Origin of the sequence: Pseudomonas sp. CHM02 (genome assembly GCF_000612585.1) — a bacterium.
Classification (GTDB): Bacteria; Pseudomonadota; Gammaproteobacteria; order Pseudomonadales; family Pseudomonadaceae; genus Aquipseudomonas.
Map to the genome: position 1 here is coordinate 43,327 of NZ_JFCA01000016.1, position 13,948 is coordinate 57,274.

The 13,948-nt window shown below is 57.5% G+C and carries 20 protein-coding genes; 1 reads left to right on the forward strand and 19 read right to left on the reverse strand.

Annotated features, from left to right (window positions below; translation table 11 throughout):
- Nucleotides 1-36: 36 nt before the first annotated feature.
- The 9 genes from BM70_RS0110920 to BM70_RS32320 form a co-directional block, all read right to left on the reverse strand.
- Nucleotides 37-618 carry a tail assembly protein gene (locus tag BM70_RS0110920; RefSeq protein ID WP_025856043.1) on the reverse strand — a complete coding sequence of 194 codons (582 nt, stop codon included), beginning with the start codon at nucleotides 616-618 and terminating at the stop codon, nucleotides 37-39.
- Nucleotides 615-1,370: a C40 family peptidase gene (locus BM70_RS0110925; protein WP_025856044.1), complete on the reverse strand. Its 756-nt coding sequence runs from the start codon at nucleotides 1,368-1,370 to the stop codon at nucleotides 615-617. The genes BM70_RS0110920 and BM70_RS0110925 overlap by 4 nt, the downstream gene beginning before the upstream one ends.
- A 2-nt stretch (nucleotides 1,371-1,372) precedes the next feature.
- A complete protein-coding gene (locus tag BM70_RS0110930; RefSeq protein WP_025856045.1) occupies nucleotides 1,373-2,122 on the reverse strand; it encodes a phage minor tail protein L in 750 nt (249 codons plus the stop codon).
- Between the two features lie 10 nt (nucleotides 2,123-2,132).
- Nucleotides 2,133-2,471, reverse strand: coding sequence for a phage tail protein (locus BM70_RS0110935; RefSeq protein ID WP_025856046.1), 339 nt, complete (start codon nucleotides 2,469-2,471; stop codon nucleotides 2,133-2,135).
- A gap of 2 nt (nucleotides 2,472-2,473) precedes the next feature.
- The gene (locus BM70_RS0110940; protein WP_025856047.1) at nucleotides 2,474-5,689 is read right to left on the reverse strand and encodes a phage tail tape measure protein; all 3,216 of its coding nucleotides are present in this window, start codon (nucleotides 5,687-5,689) and stop codon (nucleotides 2,474-2,476) included.
- Nucleotides 5,690-5,752: 63 nt separating this feature from the next.
- Nucleotides 5,753-6,097, reverse strand: coding sequence for a hypothetical protein (locus tag BM70_RS31850; RefSeq protein WP_155952149.1), 345 nt, complete (start codon nucleotides 6,095-6,097; stop codon nucleotides 5,753-5,755).
- Nucleotides 6,087-6,842 (reverse strand): hypothetical protein, encoded by a 756-nt coding sequence (locus tag BM70_RS0110950; protein ID WP_025856049.1) that lies wholly within the window; start codon nucleotides 6,840-6,842, stop codon nucleotides 6,087-6,089. The genes BM70_RS31850 and BM70_RS0110950 overlap by 11 nt, the downstream gene beginning before the upstream one ends.
- 379 nt (nucleotides 6,843-7,221) lie before the next feature.
- Nucleotides 7,222-7,578 carry a VOC family protein gene (locus BM70_RS0110955; protein ID WP_025856050.1) on the reverse strand — a complete coding sequence of 119 codons (357 nt, stop codon included), beginning with the start codon at nucleotides 7,576-7,578 and terminating at the stop codon, nucleotides 7,222-7,224.
- 350 nt (nucleotides 7,579-7,928) lie between these two features.
- The gene (locus BM70_RS32320; RefSeq protein WP_081782056.1) at nucleotides 7,929-8,192 is read right to left on the reverse strand and encodes a hypothetical protein; all 264 of its coding nucleotides are present in this window, start codon (nucleotides 8,190-8,192) and stop codon (nucleotides 7,929-7,931) included.
- A gap of 121 nt (nucleotides 8,193-8,313) precedes the next feature.
- Between BM70_RS32320 and BM70_RS0110965 the strand changes: the two genes are divergently transcribed.
- The gene (locus tag BM70_RS0110965) at nucleotides 8,314-8,583 is read left to right on the forward strand and encodes a hypothetical protein (protein ID WP_025856052.1); all 270 of its coding nucleotides are present in this window, start codon (nucleotides 8,314-8,316) and stop codon (nucleotides 8,581-8,583) included.
- Here the strand turns inward: BM70_RS0110965 and BM70_RS0110970 are convergent.
- The 10 genes from BM70_RS0110970 to BM70_RS0111015 all read right to left on the reverse strand — a co-directional run bounded on the left by BM70_RS0110970 (nucleotide 8,580) and on the right by BM70_RS0111015 (nucleotide 13,939).
- Nucleotides 8,580-8,819, reverse strand: coding sequence for a hypothetical protein (locus BM70_RS0110970; protein WP_025856053.1), 240 nt, complete (start codon nucleotides 8,817-8,819; stop codon nucleotides 8,580-8,582). The two genes, BM70_RS0110965 and BM70_RS0110970, sit on opposite strands and share 4 nt — an antisense overlap.
- A 60-nt stretch (nucleotides 8,820-8,879) precedes the next feature.
- Nucleotides 8,880-9,158 carry a DUF1799 domain-containing protein gene (locus tag BM70_RS0110975; protein WP_025856054.1) on the reverse strand — a complete coding sequence of 93 codons (279 nt, stop codon included), beginning with the start codon at nucleotides 9,156-9,158 and terminating at the stop codon, nucleotides 8,880-8,882.
- Between the two features lie 47 nt (nucleotides 9,159-9,205).
- On the reverse strand, nucleotides 9,206-9,586 hold the full coding sequence (locus BM70_RS0110980) for a phage tail assembly chaperone (protein ID WP_025856055.1): 381 nt from the start codon (nucleotides 9,584-9,586) through the stop codon (nucleotides 9,206-9,208).
- A gap of 3 nt (nucleotides 9,587-9,589) precedes the next feature.
- Nucleotides 9,590-10,246, reverse strand: a complete 657-nt coding sequence (locus BM70_RS0110985) for a phage tail protein (protein WP_025856056.1) — start codon at nucleotides 10,244-10,246, stop codon at nucleotides 9,590-9,592.
- A gap of 72 nt (nucleotides 10,247-10,318) precedes the next feature.
- Nucleotides 10,319-10,738, reverse strand: a complete 420-nt coding sequence (locus BM70_RS0110990) for a phage tail terminator-like protein (RefSeq protein WP_025856057.1) — start codon at nucleotides 10,736-10,738, stop codon at nucleotides 10,319-10,321.
- Nucleotides 10,735-11,391: a hypothetical protein gene (locus tag BM70_RS0110995; RefSeq protein ID WP_025856058.1), complete on the reverse strand. Its 657-nt coding sequence runs from the start codon at nucleotides 11,389-11,391 to the stop codon at nucleotides 10,735-10,737. Before BM70_RS0110995 ends, BM70_RS0110990 begins: the two co-directional genes overlap by 4 nt.
- Complete coding sequence (locus BM70_RS0111000) at nucleotides 11,388-11,759, reverse strand: hypothetical protein (protein ID WP_025856059.1); 372 nt, start codon at nucleotides 11,757-11,759, stop codon at nucleotides 11,388-11,390. The genes BM70_RS0110995 and BM70_RS0111000 overlap by 4 nt, the downstream gene beginning before the upstream one ends.
- A gap of 17 nt (nucleotides 11,760-11,776) precedes the next feature.
- Nucleotides 11,777-12,280 (reverse strand): DnaT-like ssDNA-binding protein, encoded by a 504-nt coding sequence (locus BM70_RS0111005; RefSeq protein WP_025856060.1) that lies wholly within the window; start codon nucleotides 12,278-12,280, stop codon nucleotides 11,777-11,779.
- Nucleotides 12,281-12,339: 59 nt separating this feature from the next.
- The gene (locus BM70_RS0111010) at nucleotides 12,340-12,930 is read right to left on the reverse strand and encodes a hypothetical protein (RefSeq protein ID WP_025856061.1); all 591 of its coding nucleotides are present in this window, start codon (nucleotides 12,928-12,930) and stop codon (nucleotides 12,340-12,342) included.
- A 46-nt stretch (nucleotides 12,931-12,976) separates the two neighbouring features.
- Nucleotides 12,977-13,939, reverse strand: coding sequence for a major capsid protein (locus BM70_RS0111015; protein WP_025856062.1), 963 nt, complete (start codon nucleotides 13,937-13,939; stop codon nucleotides 12,977-12,979).
- Between the last annotated feature and the right edge of the window lie 9 nt (nucleotides 13,940-13,948).

A 13,948-nucleotide genomic window follows, 5' to 3' on the forward strand; every position in this document is an offset into this window, starting at 1 on the left:
AGCCGCCTCGAGGGCGGCTCATTTGCTGCGTTACGTCTATGTCTTGTCTTCGGCGTAAATGGAAGCCGAAATAATCGCCCCGCCCCAGCGACGCTCGCCGATACAAATAGGAACGGGGTTGCCGCTGGCCGTGGTGTTCTTGGCAGAGCCGAACGCGTAGCTGGGCATGTTTTCCGGGGACGCGCTCTGCTTAAGTCCAGAAGCCTGAGGACTCAGCATCTGGATTACGCCGCCCGCGACCAGCGCGATACCTGTACTGAGGGTCGATCCGCCAGTGAAGTAGGACGCCGCAATCAGTACAACCCCGATGATTGTCTGGAGCAGGCCCGCACGTTTGGCACCCTCCACCACCGGTACAATCCTGATCTCCTTGGCGCCGCCCATGCCGAATTCATCCGCCCCAACGTTTTTGCGATTGCGGAAAATTGCGAAGCGCAGGCCCAGACGGTCAAGGCGGCGAATCTCTGCCTCGAATCCTTCAATGGTGGCCTTCAGCGCACGGAAGACTTCCCAGGTGTCGCCGGACGCAACCTGCCGCCGGTGCAGCCGGCCGAACTTCTGAGCCAGCGAGCCGGACAGCTTGATGGTGGTCATCGGTGAATAAACGATGGCGCTCATCGGGCCTCCTTGTGTCGAAGAATTAAGCGGGTGCGCTGCAGCCACGGCCCGCCGTAGACGATGACCTCAGAAGGCCGTGAATAGAGGTGGTGCAGGACGAAAGGCCCAGGGCCGAACACGCCAGACTTTTCGCCGGGCAGCGCCGGGTCAGTCCCCAGGTAGATTCCAGCATGGTTAGGGTGAACTGTGCGGCCCACCTCCATCACGATCATGTCGCCTCGCTGTGGGCTGTCGACTTGCTCGAAACCGGCGGCGGCGTAATTCGCCTCGTAAAGGCTGGTGCTGTCTGCACTCTCCCACCAGCCATCAGCGCGCTGGAAGGTCTCAAACTCAAGGCCCCACTCACGCTGATACCAATCAGCGCAGACCTGCCAGCAATCCCAGGCGCCGTGTACGAACGGGCGCTTGAGTAGCGGCGTGCTGCCGGTCGGGGTGATCGTTCGCAGGTCGCCCTCGGGCCAGGACAGAATGTGCCAGGGCATCGCCGTGGCCTCGCACATCGCAAGGTCGCGCGATGACGCGCGGCTGGTGGCGTCCGGGTGCGAGTGCACAATCCCGATCACCTGGCCCAGGTCTTCCGCCGCGGCGTAGTCCTCCGGATCAATCCTGAACTCTTCGTTTGGCTCAGTGGCTGTGTTCCGGCAAGGGAAGTACTTCTGCGCCCGCCCCACGGCCAGGATCAGCCCGCAGCACTCTTTCGGGTACTCGGCTGCCGCATGCGCCTGGATGGCCGCAATGATGTGTTTGCGCATGTTTAGCTCCGGGAAATAAGTGACACAGCTGGAAATCCACCGAATGAGGCGGGGTTTCCTATGCCGAATCGTGGGTCACAACCTTTGCCAAGCGTACCGTCGCACTCGTCTAGTTCCGGGTCATCCGTGACAACTCCGTCCTTTGTGACGTAGGGGCCGGTGTAGCCACAGTTGGGGCCTCTGTACCCCCCCGTGAGGCACCAGTGGCATAGCGTGGTCATCTGCCGCCCGATCGTTTCGCCGCCGACATCGCCCGGGCTGGCCAAGTCCCAGCTGACCGTCTCGCCGTCCTCATTGGTCTTCTGGTCGACGTACCAGACCTCAATCGATTCCTGGGTAGGGTCGGCCGTAGGGTTGCCGCCTTCGAAGTTCAGCGCGTCGAGGAATTCGGCCAAGGTGTTGCGGATGGTCAGCTTGAACTCGAGCAGGTCCTCAAAGGCCAGGCAAAGCGCGGTGATGCGCCCGTTCACGTTGCCAACCGACAACTTGGGGCGCACCGCCGTACCGTCGCCATTCGCCTCGCTGCCCTCGTACTGCATGGGCCAGGCGCCGTACTCTTCACCCTTCCACCAGATCGACTTGGCCGGCAGTTGGTCAGCATTGCCGCCGGCGGCGATCAGTTCAGCAGGCGTATGCGGGATTGCATGACCATGAAAGCGCAGCACATCGGCGCCGTAATCGCTGCCGTCCAGCTCGAACAGAATGACTTCGTTGCCAGGCTCAAGAGTCTGGATAGCGTTGATCAGCGACATGGATTGACCTTTACGGGTGGAAGGCGCGCTCAAACGTCGCCGTCACTTTGAATACGCCCCCACCCATGGGGGTCGGGGTTGGGTTTTTGCAGGTGAACAGGCCAAGCTGGCCCAGCGGCGTGGTCCACAAGAAGGCCTTGGCGCCCTTGTGACGGTCGAAGAACGCCATAATTTCCAGCGCTCTTGCCTGCCCGCCCGTGTGGGTGATCGGGTAGGAATCGACTTTGTTGTTGATCCCATCCCCGACCTCTTGCTTGTAGCCGTCCCCGAACTGCGAGGTGCGCACCCGATAGGTAATATCGGGTGCCTCTCCGTGCTGGGTGGCCCAAGTGAACGTTTCAATCGCCATGGTTATCTCCCGTTGATCACGCGCCACGTTGCGCCCCCACTGGGGCTCAACGTTCTGCGCTCATTTGCTGCGATCTCAGCCCGGATCAAGGTGAGGAACTGCGGGGCCAACTTTTGACCCAGCGCAGTATCTGCGGTCGCATCGGCTTCGCCATTACGATTGATGTTGATGGTGATCTCCGTCTTCGACTCGGTGTTTCCACCCCCACCCAATACCCCACCGCCGCTTAGCGCGCGCACACCAAGTTCACCACCAGCCGTCCTGGTCAGCGGCATGATTGCCTCTGGCCCAGCCTCGGCGAAGATGCCCGCGCCCTTTGCGAAGGCGAACATCTGCGGCTTGTCGTGCACCTGGTTGCTGAAGCTGGAAAGGCTTGGCGAGTCGTACACGCCGCCCTTGGCGTTCGCAGTAATGGCACTGCCAATGCTGGAGCCGAAGCTGGTGCCTCCCCCGCCCCATGCAGCCGCTATGCTCGAAAAAATACTGGATGCTGCCTGCCGAGTAGCGATGCGCGCCATGTCCGCCAGGATCGACTTGGTGAAGTCCGAGAACGAAAGTTTTCCGGTGATGGCAAAATTCGCGACTGCGTCTTCCATGCTGGAAAAGGCATTGGTAAACAGGCTCTTGGTCTGTCCCGCCACATCGTTTGCAGATTGCAGATAGTTCTGGAAAGCCGACGATGCTCCACTACGCCAGTCACCCTGGGCCTCCGACATCTTGTCGTAGTTATCGACCACGGTGTCGCGGTACTTCCTTTCCGCATCCTCAAGGCTGGCCAGGTCGCGCATGTAGTCTTCCTGGCTGTACTTGTCAGGCGCGGTCTTGCGACGATCCAGAAGCTTGGCGCGCTCGTCGTTGAACTTGTCCGTGGTTGCGTCGAGGCTCGCTTGCAGTGCTGCTTGCCGGTCTCCCAGGCCCAGACCGTTTGCTGCGCGGGAGCCAGCAGCTTCCAGTGCGGCACGCTGACGTTCCAGCTGATTGACGTACGCCTTTGAGGCGGCCTTCAGCTGCTCCACGCGACCCTTCTCGTTTGTGGCGATAACCGTCAGTTGGCTGTCTGCATCCTTCTGAGCCTTGACCATCCCCTGCCGTGCATCGGCAATTTTCTGGTCAAGCTGAATGCTCTGAGCCGCCGTTGTGCCTTTCTTGGCCTTGGCAGCCTCCAAAGCGTCGATCTCGGCCTGGTAAGCCGCAGTGACATCATCCTTTTCCTGGCTGATCAGGGCCGACCGTTGCTTGGCATAGTCCGACAGCGATACCACACCAGCCTTCTGCTCAGCCTCCAGCTCCTTCTGGGCATTCCGGTATTCATTGACGATGTCGGACAGGTTGTTTTTGGCGTTGTTGAAGCTGGACAGATCGACTTGAGAGCTGGCGGCCTTGGGGTCTTTGTACTTGTCGCTGACCGACTTAAGCGACACCGCGTACTCACGATTAATGCGATCCGCATCGACATTACTACCGGCAAGAGCCTTGGCCCTTTTACGATCCAACTCTTCAATTTCGAGCTTTTTCTTCTGCTCTTTATCAAGCCCGGCCAGATAACTTGTATGTAAGCCTTGGGCGGCCTCAATCGCATCGTCTTCGGTCTTTCTGCTGTCGCCTATGTACTTGTTCTTGGCTTTCTCTCCCTCAATTTGAAGCTGGAGAAAATTAATGCGCGCCTGAATGGCTGCTCTTTCTTTAGGGCTTACCTCCTGAGAGTTAATCCGAACGCCACCAACATCAAAAGCGTCAGATCCGGTTAGCTTTGATTGCAGTTCTTTTACCTGGTCTTCAAGCGTTTTCTCGCGACCGACATCTCCAAGGCCATCCAGCGCACCACTTGCAGCGCTTTTTATGCCTCTCCAGGCTTTTTCCCAGAGACTCAAATTCTGTATGACTTGGGCCGAACGAGATTGGACAGTCTCGGCATATGTATCGGTCAGCAGCTTTGTTGCGCCGATCTCGTTGCCTTGCTCTTTCAGAGCCACAATCTGCGAATAAACTGCCGCAGTCAAAAAATGATATTGATCGTTTAGGGATTTCGCTGCCGATACAGGATCTTCCGCGATTTTGACGAACTCCGCGACCGTCGCGTCAACGGATTTTCCTGTCGCCTTCTCCATTGAGAGAGCAGCTTCGGCGATCTCTACAAAGCTTTCTCTGGCCAATTTTCCGCTGGCTGCCAAGGATGCGAGAACATCAGCAGCGGCTCCCGTGGTGCCCACTGTCGCGCTCACCTGCCTGGACATTACACTTAGTTGGCCAGAGCTCGTGCCTGCAAAATTCCCAGTTTGGATAATCGCATTATTGAAGGCCTCTGTTTCCTTGATCCCGCTGTAATACGCATAAGCAAGTGCTCCAACAGCCGCTGCGGCAATGCCTACAGGCGCAGCCAAAGCCAGCATGCTAGATGCTGATGCCCCCGCTCCAGCGCCAAGTTGCGCAATAGCTCTAGCGCCACTTCCCCAGTCGCCGGCTTGGATGGCGTTCGTCAGCTGCATGACGTTTTCTTGAGCCTGGCGGGTGCCGAGCTTGAGTTTGTCAAAAGCTCCCGCGGCGTCCGTCAGCCCTGCACGATCCTTCCCAATCTTGGCCAGCGCATCGTTGTAACGATCGGCGTCAATTTGACCAGACTTGTGCAGATCGTTGAGGGCTTTCTCCTGAGCTTCAAGCTTCGCCAGCTTGGCAGTCACCGGGTCAATCCCATTGACAGTTCGTTTCAGCGCCTCAATCTGGCGGTTTTCGGCATCGATCAGCTTCTGCTTCTGCGCCAACTCCTTAGCTTCGGCCTTTTCGATTTTGTCGTAGGCCTTGCCCAACTGGTCCTGGTACTTGGCCTGTTCCTCGATAGTGACCAATCCGCCCTTGCGTGCGCGCTCAAGCAAGCCTTCTGCCTGAATCAGCGACTCCATGCTAGTAATGTTGCTGGTCATGGCTCGATCAAGCTGGCCAATCACGTTGATTTCAGAGACAGCGCTATCGGCTGCTTTGCGACTCGCACCGGATCTGCGATCTATCGCGGCAGTCGACTTATCGACGCCCTGGGCTATCTCATTTTCTGCCTGAGTGATCTTCTTGCCCGTGTTGGCCAAGCCCTCACCAGTCTTGCCCAGGTCATCAATCGCCTTTTGGGCGCCCTCTGCCGAGTCCACCAATTTATTCAGGTCGTCTGCAGCCTTTGCCGCTTGCGATGACTCAACGGCAATGCCCAAGGAGGCGAAGTTAGTGCTCATCATTTTCTCCGGGCAATAAAAAACCCGCTCAATGGCGGGCTTGTTTGAACATTGGTTTGGTGGCTATTTCTTCAAGCTGGCGTTCTTCTCAGCAAGTTGGCAGGTGGTTTTAATATCTGCCTGGCTCTCGGCGGTGAATTTCGCAACTGGGTACAGGCCAATACCCTCAACCACGTACATTGCGTACCCGCCATATCCGCCGGCGCGGTTCTTTGCGTTCACCTCCCCGCAGACCACGGCCTCATTACCCACTCGATACACTTGCTCATTTCTGAACTGCGCAGAGCCCGCATCAAATAGATTCCGCTTAACCTCTTCTCTTGCCTGCTGCACGTCGCCATTGCCGCACCCGCCAAGCAGTGCCGAAACAACAACCACGGGCCAGAGCATCGCGTATTTATTCCTCATCCTCATCCTCGCATTCCGTTTCCATAATTCTAACCAGGCCTCGAAAGCCGCCGACCTTCTCAATGAAGTCATCAAAGAAGTGACCGTCCGATCCGCACATAACCCTCATCCCCTCAAGGAGTCCAAGCTTTTCCCGGTAGCTGCATATCGTCGAGCCAATGGTCTTGGCCATGAGCAAAAAACGCAGGTAGTCGCCACCACTCACGTGAATGGAACCGATATCTGAGGACATTTGCTGCCAGCCCTTGAATTCGATCTGGCTCTTGGTGATCGGGTGCCAACCTCCCTGCCAGTCCTCTTCGATGAAGATGGGCAGCATTCCCGGGGGAATACACTCGATGCGCCCATGCTGCCGGAGGATATGAAGCCGGTTATTTCTCCAAGGCATGGCAACAAAGCGGTAGCCGACTATATTGCCCGATGGGGCAAGCATGTTGCGATATGGAAGACGGTAATACCGCTCGACAAAGGGGTTAAACGTCTCGACCAATTGAATGCGCTTACCGTCTGCGCCAATTTTCCCTGTGTCTGACACGTTGAGAACAATTTCCTCTGGCCCTGCCCACGGCCCACGCTCCAGGGTTTCGGGCGCAAATAGCGACCTCAGATACTTTTCATCAGCACCAGCAAAGCGCATGGGGAACCGAAGGTAAAGCATCGCACCGCCTTTGGTGACGTTTTCAAGGGCACGAGCTCCATGCTTTTCGATGGCCGATTCGATTTGCCGCTTGTCATCAGCCGTCAAGCGATAGCACTCTCGGTCAGTTGGATTTACTGTCTCGTGAGGCTCAAGCAAATAAGGTTGGACCAGCTTTAATATGTTCACATCGCGAGCATCCCTGTTCAAAGACGGGAGACTCTACCACTGACGGATTGACTGTTGAAACGCCAACACGAAAGCCCCGCATGGGCGGGGTTCTTCGGGATTGTGGGGGGCTAGGCGGTGTCGTTGGGAATTGCCAGATGCAAAAAGCCCAGCGCGTGGGCTGGGCCTGATCTGCACTCCGACTCCAACGCCTCATTGGCGGATCGGTTAGTCGAAATTGGAATCCAGGCTTGTACAATGTCAAAAAATAAAAGGGCGCGCAACAAAAAGCCCAGCGCAGGGCTGGGCTAGCAAACGTTTATGACTCCGCACTCCAGACCGCCAACTCATATCCATCCAGGTCAATGAAATGAAATCTTTTGCCCCCAGGGAACGAAAAAATCTCCCGGTTTATTGTCGCTCCTGCTGCGCAGAGACGACGCTGAGTTTCCTCAAGATCATCACCATAAAGAATTACTAGCGGACCGCCAGGTCGAACGGGCTCTCCAGTTGTGAATCCTCCGGTGAGCCTGCCATCGCTGAATTCGGTATAGCCGGGCCCGTAGTCTACGAATGTCCAACCAAATGCCGAGCCATAGAAAGCTTTACTGCGGGAAATGTCGCTAACGTTGAACTCGACATTGTCGATTTGATGATCGTTTCCTCTAACACTCATGATTCACCTCCTTGCTGTACAAAAGCCTCATCATGACTCGATCCTGGCCAGGCATCCAGCGTGTATGGAATGCCAGTAGCCGCTTCCACACTCTCCGTAGTAGCGTTACGACGTCATCAAGCGCCAAGGATCGGTCATGCCAGTCATCTGCCTTTTCAATAATCTTCCGAAGGATCCCGACAACTTGGGGTCTGTCCTCGGCTGGGGGGTTATTCAAAAATCACCCTGGAGATTCATCGGTATCTATGCATCTGAGGATGCAGCACGGGCTGAGGCCACCGCTAGAGGTCCTCGCAATATCGTCGAGTATGGATCTCACTGCATCGGCACCAACGAATTCGTCGGCGGCCTTACACCACCGAAATCGCATGACGATTCGCTTTTTCGAAATGGACTACCCCAGGACCAGACGCAACCTCAGCGGTAAGCCCAGGTTTGCCTGTGTAACTACGACTGTAACCACCTTTGCTCTGGCACTTGCCGGAGAATTTCATGCGATCGATCTCGGCACCGCCGTCCAGGATGGCGACTTCGGCTTCAGCCCCGCAGATATGTCCGTCGATAACGGTGAAAAGGTCGTGAATGGTTAGCAAGTAACGCTGGCTTGGCTGCATCCAGCCCCCCTTCTGCCGGGCGGGCAGTGAGAAATGAATTTAAGGATTCCCCAGTCCTTCGCCTGCAAGCCCAAGGACTGGGGTTGCGCCAATTTCGGCGCGTTTATGACCTGGAGGTCAAATGTCAAAAGACGGAATGCTCGATCCACTTGAGGGACTTAGCTCGCCAATCGGTCTAGGCACACTTGCCGTTACGATTGCACTGACTAGGGCCGTTCAACAACTGGCTGGCAAAGATAGCGATGTTGTTGTGCGTGCACTTACAGCAGCGCTCGACTCGGAGATTTTCCAAAATGCCGACCCCGAAGTTCGAAAGAACTTTGAGGCACCGATCCATCAAGCGTTGAAGACTGCCACACGGGTAAAGGCGCTCATGAATCCATCCAGTTAAAGGTGATTTAACGCTTTTTCGAGTGCTGCCGTGCTCTCTGGTGTGGCACCTATCCCAAGGGCAAGCTCGATACGGCGAAGCCGGCGCTCCAGTAGGTCGGCTTTCTCCTGCGCCTTTTCAGCTAAATCAGGCGACAAAGAAACTCCGACAGCCGAGACAAACATTTGGCCTTTCAGAATCTCCGCTTCGCTAATGAAAACTCGCCCTTCTTCATCGAATGCAAACGGCTGAGTCATATCCTGCTCCTGCGGCCATGCCGCGTCATGTTGGTTATTTTGCGTCTTTATGCCTGAGGATCAGGCGCCCCTCGCACTCTCCCGCTGCTCCGCCATCACCTGCAGGGCTTCAGCCTCCATCCGCCGGAAGTCGCTGAAAATGGTTTGTCGCTGGCTGATCGGTACGCCACTCATCCGAATCACACCGGGGAGAACGCTGTAGTCCATGCCTGTTGCGCCGCACGCGCCTGTGCGCCACTGGGTGCTCATGGCCTCGAAGACTTTGAAGGCCTCCCAGTTGTCCGGCCAGATTCCGACGTCCTTGTCGGGGATGTCCTGACGCGATAAGCCGAAAGCCATCAGATCTGCATCTGACGGCCCCGGCTCATACAGCGCGCGGGAGGCGCTTAGGAGTTTCCCAGGCGGGCTTCGCTGAAGGCTTCGGCGTAAGCATTCAACACTGCCTTCGGCGCCGAGTTGATCGAATTAACGAGGATGCGCACGTTTTCAGGCGTGAATTCCTCTTCGATATCCCATCCCACCACCACATCCAGCAACTGGTCTGCTTGCAGGGCGATCTGAGCAGCCGTGAAGTCCTTCAGGTCCATATCCCCAACCTGCTTGCCCAGCTCGTCGTGCCGCTCGTTCCAGTTGGTGTAAAGCTCGGCCAGCGCGGTTCGGTCCAGGTACTTGAACTCGAACTCCACCTTTTCGGCGTTGTAGCCTGCGCGCTGGATCATCACCGGCGCCTTGAAGGTCGGCTTCTGGATCAACTTGAACTTGGCCATGGATTACACCGTGGCCGCGTAGCGAGTTGGACGACCGGTCAGGGCGATGCTGATAACACGGGTCATCAGGTTGTTACGGGACATGGTCGGCGTCGAAGTGATCGATACGTAGCCGTTGTAGATGATGCTGCTGCCGCCAGGAAGGTTGAGTCGGAGCAGGCGTGCTTGCTTGTCGTCGTCAGCGGCCTCACAGACTTCCACATAGGGCTTGGAAGGATCATCGGCGACGGTGATGGTCAGCGTGATCGGATTCTTAGTCGTTGGCATCTGGCGATCATCGTCGTCAGCCAAGAAACCAAAGGTCAGAAACTGCTGATCGCCGCCGCTGGAATTCAGCTCGGTGATTTGCGAAATCTCAGTGAAACCGGTCACCTCCCGCACCGAGCCAATGCCTGAGCCGGCCGGATACTGCTGGACGTTGAGGGTATTCACGTTTTCCAACGCGAAAGTGCCGCTGGCGATCTCGCCGACACGAACGCCCCGCCCTTCAAGTCGGGTCCAGCCGGAGTTGACGGCAATAACATCACCCTCGGCCAGGCCATGCGCTGCCGCGGTAGCGACGGCTGGATTGGCGTTAGTCAAAGCGGTGAATGGGATCGCGGGACCATAGGTGGCTGCAATCTCGAAGGTGGCGCCGTTGGGCATTTGGATGCCGGCCATGGGTGTTTCCTCTTTTCAGAAATGACAAAACCCGCACTGAGGCGGGTTTCGGGGTTTGCCCAACGGGCGTATTCAGGTGGCGATGTCAGCTCGATACTCGAACGACACCGGCACGGTATATGTGGGTGGATCAGGAATGCCCGGTCCAGGATCTACTGGCGACATCGTAACTACGGTGAGGCCGGCCTTTGTATCTCGCGCATACAGCGGGAATAGCGCGGTCAGTTCAGCCACAAGCGGGTTCGTCTTGGTCTTGCCGGTATTGGCCGGGGCCACAATGCTGACTTGGTAGACGCCGATGAATGCTCGGTGGTCGCCAGCGAGCGTGCTGCTCGCGGTATCGCCCGGGAGCAAGAACGCCCGAAGATAGGTCTCGCCGTCTGCCGGATCGTACTGGACGTTCTCGAACACAACCTTAATCAGCTCCGCCCGGGCCTTGCTCCAGGCAATCAGCTTGGCCTCGTAGATCGAGGCGATTAGGTTATGGCTCATACCTGGTTGTTCCTGATGGCTTCGTCGACGATCTGTTGGAAGCGGGCCAGCGTGATCCGGACCATTCCGCCCGGCGCCTGTGTGCTGTGTCCATATTCTAGTGCGATACCGTAGGGCAGGTTATTCACGATGTAGGCAGTTTGACCCGCTGTCAGGGATTGAACTTGTGCTTTGAGCACGGCGATGCTGACGGTACCGCTGACATCGATCTGATCAAGCACTCCCTCGGCCGGCGTATCAATCGAAAACTGCCAGTTCCCGCGAAACCGCCCGCCTACATAATCCTTGCCCGCTACCAAACCGTTCACGTTGAAATTCTGGTCGCGCTCTGTCTTTGTCAGGGGCTTTGCGTACTTCACACCGCGCCGCAGCTTGCCGGCCTTGGTGAAGTTCGATTCGTTGAGGTTGATGATCGTGTTGCGCACTGCGACCTTGAAGTCGTAGTCATCGGCGGCTCGCTTGTTCGCCTGGCGGTGAATGACGTTCGCTGCCCAGATCTCGGGTTTGCCCACCGGTGACATGCGAATAACGCTGCTGCCGATTTCGATGACGATCTCTCGAATGGTCGCGTCGATTCCGGCCTTCGCTCTCTCAGCAAAGTCACGAATGTTCTTGGCAAAGCTGCCGTTCATGCTCGCGTACTTGTTCGTCATGACCGCACCTGCAGCTCATACAAGATGGGCGTCCCGGCTGGGTTGACCTCTTTCAGCGGAGGAACAATTGACCAGGTGCGGCCCTGGGCCACCACCTTGTCGAGTAGACCCGGTACCCAGGCCAATCCTTGTGCGGCAATCTTGAGCTTCTTGTCACCCTGCTTGATGAGGCTGTTGTTTTGAAATTCTTGGCCGGTGAAGTCGAGCAGGATGCCCTGGGCGATTTGCTCGACAGTTGCGCCAGGCGCTTCCCCGCCCGTCTCCGGGTCGTACTCGCCCGGCTCAGTCTTGCTGATGGTCACGGGCTGGCCGAACTCTGTGATCATATCCAGAGCCGTCACGGCCATTTCGTCGTAGAAGGTGGCCATGGTGGTCTCCATTGCAGCTATGCGCGAATCGCGAACAACCCGCGCTTTTGTAGGTAGTCGGCAAATTGAGTAGCGCTCGGTCGATCGGGCGCCGCCGGCAAAAGCCGATTGCTGGTGTTGGAGATCGTCGCGTATTCGCGGGTTACCGCACCTTCGACACGCTCCAGCGTCACAGCGCCCTTACGCTTGTCGATTGGGTCGATGTCGTCCTGATGGATCTCGGCGGCCAGGGCTATCTGGCCGTACTGGATCCGCGCCGGCAGGTAGTTATCTGGCTTGATCTGGCAGTCCAGCTCAACACCCCGACGCGGCCAGGCCAGCGCCTGCTCGCTGCTCATCTTGCGGCCTTTCCAGGTTTTGCCATCCATCGCCAAGGCGGCCCGGCGCAACAACGCTTCCTGCTCGGGAACGCCCGCGGGGATGACCGTGCCGAACTTCACGGCATACATGGCCAGGTCCTCGGCGCTCGCGTAGCTTTCGGCGTCCGGCTTACCGGTACCGTCCTCGATGATGAGTGTCATGCGTCAACTCGCTGGAATGGTTTGAAGATTGGCCACCGAGTCACCGGCAGCCAGCATTATCACGCCTTGGGCAGATCAGCGACGAGCTTTTCCAAGGATTCTTTCGAGGCGTTGGCCCGGTACTGCACCTTGGCTTCGTCCAGCGTTGCTTTCAGCGCCGAGATTTCACCGGCTTCATCAGCCGGCGGCGCGATTGCAGCTTTCTTGAGCGCTTCGACCTCTCCCCGCAGCGTGTCGACCGTCAGCACCAGCCCATCACGCTCGGCGGTCAGTTCGCCAACCGAGTTATGGATGGTTCCCAACACTTCAAACAAGCGCAACGCCAACTCGCCAGCTTCTGGACGGTGGATTTCGCCAGCCTCCAGGCCGTCGATCAGCAGAACCATTGCGCCGCTCTCGGCCTGCAGATCGGCCAGCAGCTTAGATAGTTCGCTATCTGCAACCGCCTGCGTGCCGACAATAGCAGGCGCCGGCAACGCGACCACCTCAACGTCGACACCGGCATTTTCGTATGCCGTGACGATTTCAGGATAATCGCCTACCACGGTTACTGCCGTAGCATCACGCTCTACGCTGCGGAACAGCCCGGGGACGCGGTAACGCTTGCCGGGCTCAAAGCCGTCAAGCTGGTTCGTGTATACAAGTTCCATCGGAATCTCCGTAGCGGCCATCGCTGGCCGCTTGCTGGGGTGGTAATCAGCCGCCGACTGGTGGCGTGGTGGTGAGGTTAATCATCACGCCTGCGGTGACCTTATTGCTGTCCGAGTGCTTAACCCAGTTCGCAGCAGAGCCGACGGCCGCCAGGGTTGGATTGGTGCCACCAGTAGTTTCCTTCCAGCTGTAACCCAGCACGTCGATGTTGACGGTGCCCTCGGCGCGGTAGCCGATTGCCAGGTTTTCCTCGTCGTTCACGTCGTACGAACGGAAGCCAGGGGCCTGGGACTCGGTGATGACCACGGCGTTCGGCAGCAGGCCGAAGATCGCGTCCACTGGTGCCTTGTCGGTCACCAGAACCGGCTTGCCAAGGGTGCCAGGCAGGCCGCCGTAGATCACGACGCCAGCTTCTTCGTAGACTTTGTTCGCAATCGCCTCATCAACGATGTCGAAGTAGGCCGACGAGTGCATGACCCACAGCGCGATGCGGCCGAACTTGTCGCCGAATTTGCGCATACCACGGGTCAGGGTCTTTTTGCCGTCGGTTTCAATGTTGGCGGAAACCACCATGGAGGCGTTCGAGCCGATGGCAGCTTTGAGCGCTCCGGTGGCGTACTCGATGAAGCCTTCGATGGTGGCATCAGCCACGTCGGCACCGATGATCTGGGAAAACTCTTCCACCGCACGGCCGCGACGTTTGAACGCCTCTTCGGTGGTTTGGTATGGGCCGTACTTCCACGGCGCCTTGACGCCTACGGCCTCGCCAGCGCCGATTTTCTTGGCGGTTACCTTGCCATCGGAGTTGACGTCACGGTGTTCCAGGCCCCCGCCGAGCTTGTAGAAAGCGCGCTTGCGGAAGTCACCCTGGATCAGTTCGTTGTCGAGGACGATTGCGCCGTTGGACGAGGCGTTGAACACGTCCAAGTTGTCCTGAATACGCTCCAGGTATGCGGTTTGCGCCTCATCGTTGTAGATGATCAGGTCGCTGTTTACAGTCGTTGGCATGGGTCTTTC

Excerpts from the sequence above, each read along its gene's own strand:
- BM70_RS0110920 (WP_025856043.1), bottom strand. The coding sequence starts at position 618 with ATGAGCGCCATCGTTTATTCACCGATGACCACCATCAAGCTGTCCGGC.
- BM70_RS0110925 (WP_025856044.1), bottom strand. The coding sequence starts at position 1,370 with ATGCGCAAACACATCATTGCGGCCATCCAGGCGCATGCGGCAGCCGAG.
- BM70_RS0110930 (WP_025856045.1), bottom strand. The coding sequence starts at position 2,122 with ATGTCGCTGATCAACGCTATCCAGACTCTTGAGCCTGGCAACGAAGTC.
- BM70_RS0110935 (WP_025856046.1), bottom strand. The coding sequence starts at position 2,471 with ATGGCGATTGAAACGTTCACTTGGGCCACCCAGCACGGAGAGGCACCC.
- BM70_RS0110940 (WP_025856047.1), bottom strand. The coding sequence starts at position 5,689 with ATGAGCACTAACTTCGCCTCCTTGGGCATTGCCGTTGAGTCATCGCAA.
- BM70_RS31850 (WP_155952149.1), bottom strand. The coding sequence starts at position 6,097 with ATGAGGAATAAATACGCGATGCTCTGGCCCGTGGTTGTTGTTTCGGCA.
- BM70_RS0110955 (WP_025856050.1), bottom strand. The coding sequence starts at position 7,578 with ATGAGTGTTAGAGGAAACGATCATCAAATCGACAATGTCGAGTTCAAC.
- BM70_RS32320 (WP_081782056.1), bottom strand. The coding sequence starts at position 8,192 with ATGCAGCCAAGCCAGCGTTACTTGCTAACCATTCACGACCTTTTCACC.
- BM70_RS0110965 (WP_025856052.1), top strand. The coding sequence starts at position 8,314 with ATGTCAAAAGACGGAATGCTCGATCCACTTGAGGGACTTAGCTCGCCA.
- BM70_RS0110970 (WP_025856053.1), bottom strand. The coding sequence starts at position 8,819 with ATGACTCAGCCGTTTGCATTCGATGAAGAAGGGCGAGTTTTCATTAGC.
- BM70_RS0110975 (WP_025856054.1), bottom strand. The coding sequence starts at position 9,158 with ATGGCTTTCGGCTTATCGCGTCAGGACATCCCCGACAAGGACGTCGGA.
- BM70_RS0110980 (WP_025856055.1), bottom strand. The coding sequence starts at position 9,586 with ATGGCCAAGTTCAAGTTGATCCAGAAGCCGACCTTCAAGGCGCCGGTG.
- BM70_RS0110985 (WP_025856056.1), bottom strand. The coding sequence starts at position 10,246 with ATGGCCGGCATCCAAATGCCCAACGGCGCCACCTTCGAGATTGCAGCC.
- BM70_RS0110990 (WP_025856057.1), bottom strand. The coding sequence starts at position 10,738 with ATGAGCCATAACCTAATCGCCTCGATCTACGAGGCCAAGCTGATTGCC.
- BM70_RS0110995 (WP_025856058.1), bottom strand. The coding sequence starts at position 11,391 with ATGACGAACAAGTACGCGAGCATGAACGGCAGCTTTGCCAAGAACATT.
- BM70_RS0111000 (WP_025856059.1), bottom strand. The coding sequence starts at position 11,759 with ATGGCCACCTTCTACGACGAAATGGCCGTGACGGCTCTGGATATGATC.
- BM70_RS0111005 (WP_025856060.1), bottom strand. The coding sequence starts at position 12,280 with ATGACACTCATCATCGAGGACGGTACCGGTAAGCCGGACGCCGAAAGC.
- BM70_RS0111010 (WP_025856061.1), bottom strand. The coding sequence starts at position 12,930 with ATGGAACTTGTATACACGAACCAGCTTGACGGCTTTGAGCCCGGCAAG.
- BM70_RS0111015 (WP_025856062.1), bottom strand. The coding sequence starts at position 13,939 with ATGCCAACGACTGTAAACAGCGACCTGATCATCTACAACGATGAGGCG.